This is a genomic window from Kamptonema animale CS-326, assembly GCF_028330895.1.
GTDB lineage: Bacteria > Cyanobacteriota > Cyanobacteriia > Cyanobacteriales > Microcoleaceae > Kamptonema > Kamptonema formosum.
This window is the reverse complement of the sequence record NZ_JAQMUA010000311.1, coordinates 1-5,054: the sequence shown is the minus strand read 5'-3', so window position 1 is coordinate 5,054 and position 5,054 is coordinate 1. Positions and strand designations below refer to the sequence as shown.

The 5,054-nt window shown below is 44.9% G+C and carries 5 protein-coding genes; 2 read left to right on the top strand and 3 right to left on the bottom strand.

What is annotated here, in order from left to right; genetic code table 11:
• Together PN499_RS17980 and PN499_RS17975 are read left to right on the top strand one after the other, a co-directional pair.
• Positions 1–885, top strand: an 885-nt coding sequence (locus PN499_RS17980) for a hypothetical protein (RefSeq protein ID WP_272033468.1), incomplete at its 5' end; no start/stop codon positions are given.
• Between the two features lie 190 nt (positions 886–1,075).
• Positions 1,076–1,903, top strand: a complete 828-nt coding sequence (locus PN499_RS17975) for a sulfurtransferase (RefSeq protein WP_272033467.1) — start codon at positions 1,076–1,078, stop codon at positions 1,901–1,903.
• Between the two features lie 405 nt (positions 1,904–2,308).
• Here the strand turns inward: PN499_RS17975 and PN499_RS17970 are convergent, their stop codons facing one another.
• From PN499_RS17970 to PN499_RS17960, 3 genes are all read right to left on the bottom strand, one after another.
• A complete protein-coding gene (locus PN499_RS17970) occupies positions 2,309–4,075 on the bottom strand; it encodes an EamA family transporter (RefSeq protein ID WP_272033466.1) in 1,767 nt (588 codons plus the stop codon).
• A gap of 288 nt (positions 4,076–4,363) precedes the next feature.
• A complete protein-coding gene (locus PN499_RS17965) occupies positions 4,364–4,570 on the bottom strand; it encodes a hypothetical protein (protein ID WP_272033465.1) in 207 nt (68 codons plus the stop codon).
• 6 nt (positions 4,571–4,576) lie between these two features.
• Positions 4,577–5,054, bottom strand: a 478-nt coding sequence (locus PN499_RS17960) for an inorganic phosphate transporter (protein ID WP_272033464.1), incomplete at its 5' end; no start/stop codon positions are given.

The window sequence follows — 5,054 nt, the reverse complement described above, 5'->3', positions numbered from 1 at the left end:
ACCCATTACCAATTACCGATTACCAATTACCAATTACCAACTACCAAATTCCTAGCCATGACCGAACCTAATTATCAGGCACTTGCCAAACAGGGAAACCCAGACGCGATCGCATTTCTGCTCAATCAACAACTAGAACCTCAAGGCATTGCTGTCACCACCAACTTGACGAATGGGTGCTTAGAAGTATTCCTAGAATCAGACCAAGTTCCCGATCGATACGAACTCATTGATTTTGTCCGCAACCAACTCACAAACATAGAACCAGATTCAATTCAAAGAGCAAAAGTTGAAGGCAAAAAAATAGGGAGCGATTCTCCAGCCTGGAGTCAAGGATTTGGCTTAGAAGTAGGCAGCTATTCAATGCTAACATTTCCCTCCGAACCCGCCCAAAATCCAGAACCAATTTCAGCACCACCTACTAGCTACCCAGAGGTAAAACAGCCCGAACCGATCGGTGAAGACCGAATGAAAACTACTACAATTATAGTAGGGCTAGTCATCGGTATCTTAGGGATTTCCGTCGCTGTATTTGTAAATAAGATGCTAGCAGTAACCGAAACAAAACCAGATAATTCTAGCAATCAAACCGCTACCAACACGCCAAAGCCATCACAGTCTCAGTCTTTCCGAAATGCAGTTAACATTGCTATCAATGCCTCCAAATTAGCTCAATCAGCGGAAACAGAGGAAGAATGGAATTTAGTAGCAAGTCAGTGGCAGGAAGCAGTTACAATGATGAAAAAAGTACCCCCAGAAAGTGCGAATTATGAATTAGCTCAAAAAAAAGCCATTGAGTATCAAAAAAATCTTGCCTATGCTCAAGAATCCGCAAAACCAAAACCACCTAAAAATAATATTATCAATAGAAAGAAACAACGATGAGTGAATTGGCGAATTAGTGATTCTCAAGTGTTACCAGGATTAGCAATTTCGCTTCTCAAATGAAGCTTTACAGCGCACTCGCCAGATGAATCAAAGTCAGGTAGTTTCCTGGTTATTATCCCAGTTTCAGCAATAGTTTATAACCACAGCATTTTAAAATTAAATCATCATTTACTTTGAGAAATCAACTATGCAAGACACAAACTCGATCGTTTCCCCAGAATGGCTGGCGGCGCATCTAGACGATCCGAAAGTTATCGTTATTGACTGCCGTTTTTCCCTGGCAGATCCAGAATTAGGACAACAACAATATAAAACAAATCATCTCCCTGGAGCATTCTATTTAGACCTCAACCGCGATCTTTCCAGTCCAGTTAGCAAACATGGCGGTAGACATCCCTTACCTAACCCAACAGAATTAGCAGAAAAATTAAGCGCGATCGGCATTACCGACGAAACATTAATTGTCGCTTATGATGACTCCAGATTTGCCTTTGCTGCGCGTTTGTGGTGGCTATTGCGTTATATGGGGTGCGATCGCGTCGCAGTGCTTGATGGTGGCTTCAGCGCGTGGCAAACAGCCGGATATCCCACATCTGATACTCTACCAACACCCCAACCGGGAAAATTTGTCCCCCAGCTACAACCAGGATGGGTAGTAGACATTGATACCGTAAAAACACGCAAAGACCAACCGGGAGTAGTATTAATAGACTCGCGAGAAAGCGATCGCTATCAAGGACTGCGCGAACCCATAGACCCCATAGCTGGACATATACCCAGTGCGGTAAATTACCCTTGGCAAGAAGTGACAGGAGAAGGAGGAAAAGCGCGATCGCAAGTAGAACAGCAACAGCGGTGGGCGCAAATACAACCAGCAGAAGAAATCATCGTATATTGCGGTTCCGGCGTGACAGCCTGCGTCAACCTTTTATCTTTAGAAATAGCAGGTATTCGCGATGCTAAACTTTATGCTGGTAGTTGGAGCGATTGGTGTTCATATTTGGTTAACGGTTAACTGTTAACGGTTAACTGTTAACTGTGGTGATTGGTTTCGCAAAGATTCCTTCTTCCTTCTTCCTTCTTCCTTCTTCCTTCGGCTATAAAATTAAAGGTTGAAAGTCATCAGCTTGCGCCTTAAACTTTCAACCTTTATAACGATCGCAACTGAAATAGGACTTACGCAGGGAGTCCCAGAAACCGGGTTTTTGAGAGCATCTGTGGGTACGGGCGAAGTATTTTCGTAAAAAACCCGGTTTCCTTGGTTGGGTGCGTAAGTCCTGCTTAAAGCAATATATAGCAACCGCCAAGGTGGTTAGGACATTCTAGTTTCCTCAAACCCTTAATTCTATTCCCTTCTTCCTCTTCTTCCTCTTCTTCCCTAGTCCCTAGCCCCTAAACGCTGAAAGCGGTTGCTATAGCTTCAGGTTGTTTTCTTCGGCATAAACATTCTTTCAAGACTCATACCAGCAACACCCAAAGTTACGAGTGCTAATCCCGAAACCTGGATGAAAGGTATTTTCTCATTAATAATCACCAAAGCAAACAAAGCTGTCAACGCCGGGCCTAAAGTTCCAATCACCGACGCTAACGCCGCACCCGCAAAACGGATTGCAAAGTTATTCAACAAATAGCTAAATAGCGTCAGCACCCCTAAAAGGAAACCGCCAAAAAGCAGCCCACTCCAGACATTAGGATCGACAAAAACAGCTAAATTTGTTGGCAATCCCATCCCAATTCCCAAAGGTAACAGTATTAAACTGACAGCAGAAAAGACAAAGATAGCTGCAAAATTAACCAAACTGAAAGGAATCGGGTGCAGTTTCCCAGCGGCCATTTGCGTCAACAACACATAGCCAGCAAAAGTAACGCCAGCACCTACAGCCGCCGCCACCCCTAAACCCACATCGCCAATAGCCTTTTGACCAAAACTAGGAACCGCTGCTAACAATAACCCGCCACTAATCACGCACATTGCTAAAATGCGAAGTACCGTAGGGCGATCGCCAAATAGTCCCCAAGAAGCAAGCACCGTTACAATCGGATAAATAAAGAAAATCGTGATCGCCACCCCCGTCGGGATATTGCCGATCGCGATATAGATCAGCACCTGAGACAAAAACAAAAAGAAAGCACTACCTAAAACCTTAGTCCACAAATCGCGATCGCCATTATCGATAAACCGCCTTAAATCCTTCCACACTGACGGATAAAGGAAAGTTGCCAAAATCGGCATCAAAGCCATCACCACCATCAGCCGAATCAACAGAATCAACAGCGAATTTCCGAAACCAGGGGAAACCACACCCTGCACCTCGAATAACCCAAAAATCATCCGAGGAGCCTTAGCCTTGAGGATAATCTTCAAGGAAACATTAAATAGCGATAGCACCACCGCCGAAATTAAAGCCAGCAACAAACCTACCTGAACTTGAGAAGCTGGTTGTTTCGCTGGAGCAGGAGCAGGTGGCGGCGAAGTCGGCTCTGGTAAAGGCTTCCGAATTGGAGGAGAAGATGGTTCGGGATGTAATGAGTTAGTCGTATCCGTACTGTCGTAATCTCTCGGATCGAAAGTTGCATCAACTTCCTCTTGGAGTTCCACTCGGAGGCGGTTAACCAGAGTCTCCAACAGAGCCTCCCCTTGGCGCTCCATACCTTCCATATTTCTGAGTCGTTGAGACAAGCTACTCTCATAACTGCTCAAATCCCGATCCATCATATCGAAAGTCCTGTTGACACTCGCATCTAGCGAAGCCAGTAACTCCGTGGCTCGTTCATTATAGTTATTCACCAGAATTGGAGTCGGGAACTCCCCACTGGGGATAGCCAGATTCATTCCCTGTACAGAATTGGCACTGAGTTCGTTAAATCGTTGCACTAGCAACTCTTGCAAGTTATTGGCCAAAACTTGAGCCAACTGCTTAAGCCACAATTGCTGCTGGTATATGTATCGCTGAGAGAGGGTTTCGACTTGCTGCGACTGCAATTGGCGGTATTGATCCCGCAGTCTGTCAATATCCTCAATCAAGCTCGTTTTCTCTGTTTGGAGCCGGGTTATGTCTTCGGCTAATTGACCTCTAACATTTTGATGTAGAGTTTCTAGCTCCTGAATCACAGAATTCAGGACTTCTTCAGCCGGTCTTGCATCCCCTGCTCCGGGTCTGAGCGGTTGCTTGTCCCGTTGCGCCATTTGCCTGTAACCTCTAATCTATCTGCTTGTTCATTATTCCTAGTATTTTGGCAAATGAAATCCAAAATACCAGTAAAATTTATTTTCAGTCCGATCGACTAGGCTTTTTCGACTTCCCGCCATAGCCGATACAAGGGTTAGCGGTTAGCGATCGACCTTAAGGAATTATGACAGACTTTAACCTCACCGCGAGCATCGCACCTTCAGGGGTTGATTCAGTGAAGAATATTAAAAACATCTTTGCTATTGGTTTAAGGCTATAAAAAATCTTCTGAAAACCCTATGACTTTAGTCCAAGGATGAAAGGGTTTCGTAAGATTTATCCTGCCTACTTTCTTTGTTGCTCATTGCTGCAAGTACCACTAAACACGCTTGGATCGCGGGATAACCAGATTTTATAACTTGTTGTGCGGGCGATCGCTGACAAGTATCTTCGGGATTGGAAACCTTGCTGTTTTTACGCCACTCCCCCACCCTACGTTTAATTGTGTCCATCTGAAATTAAATACCCAGAAAGAGGCGAGTTAGGCTGAAAATAGTAGCGGCTAAAGCGGTAGCGATCGGGATCGTAATTACCCATGCTAAGCCAATTGACTGCAAAGTTTGAAATTGTACTGATTTCCAACTCCTAACAAGTCCCACTCCTACGACTGCACCAACTAAAGCATGGGATGTAGAAACGGGCAAACCTAAGCGGGAAGCGATTAAAACTGTAGTCGCGGTAGCTAATTCTGCACAGAAACCACCGCTAGGCTGTAGTTCAATTATGCCTTCGCCAACGGTAGCAATCACTTTTTTGCCCCAGATGGCTAAGCCTGTGACAATGCCGATACCTCCGAGCACTAGAATCCATAGGGGAACGTTGAAATCATTTATAGGAATGGAGTTTGTGCGGCGAATGTAGGCGATCGCAGCTAAGGGTGCTACAGCATTCCCTACATCATTCGAGCCATGAGCAAAAGCCACAAAACAAGCACTT